We start from the raw sequence: 468 nt of genomic DNA, 5'->3' as shown, positions 1-468 counted from the left end.
GACCCTGAACTGGTTCGTGAGTTCACCAGAAGCTAATCAGATCCGAAATGATAGGTATCTGGAATGAAAGTCCTTATCGCTGTAAAGCGGGTTGTAGATTACAACGTAAAGATCCGTGTTAAGGGTGATGGCTCAGGCGTTGAGCTTGCCAACGTCAAGATGTCGATGAACCCGTTTGACGAGATTGCAGTTGAAGAGGCATCGTTACCTTAACTTTGGCGTAAACATCTGCTGCGAGAATAGGGCATGATCGAACCTCGTGCTTCTTTTTATCGCCGTCATCGTTTTCCAGCTGAGATTATCGTGGAGGCGGTTTGGCTTTATTCCCGCTTTCCGTTAAGCTTTAGCATGGTGGAAGACATACTCGCTTATCGCGGTATTCTTGTCACGCATAAGACGGTACGTGAATGGGCTCAAAAGGGCACCGTTACCTTAATCAAAGCGTAAACATCAGCAGCGATAATAGGG

2 pseudogenes are annotated in these 468 nt (G+C 46.8%); both read left to right on the top strand.

Annotated elements, in window-relative coordinates:
* Positions 1-63 precede the first annotated feature (63 nt).
* A pseudogene (locus tag CEV31_RS13190) lies at positions 64-201 on the top strand (electron transfer flavoprotein subunit beta/FixA family protein); the annotation flags it as partial.
* Between the two features lie 45 nt (positions 202-246).
* Positions 247-420, top strand: a pseudogene (locus CEV31_RS13185) (IS6 family transposase); the annotation flags it as partial.
* Between the last annotated feature and the right edge of the window lie 48 nt (positions 421-468).

This window comes from Brucella thiophenivorans, from assembly GCF_002252445.1.
Lineage (GTDB): Bacteria > Pseudomonadota > Alphaproteobacteria > Rhizobiales > Rhizobiaceae > Brucella > Brucella thiophenivorans.
This window is presented reverse-complemented; position numbering and strand designations above follow the sequence as displayed.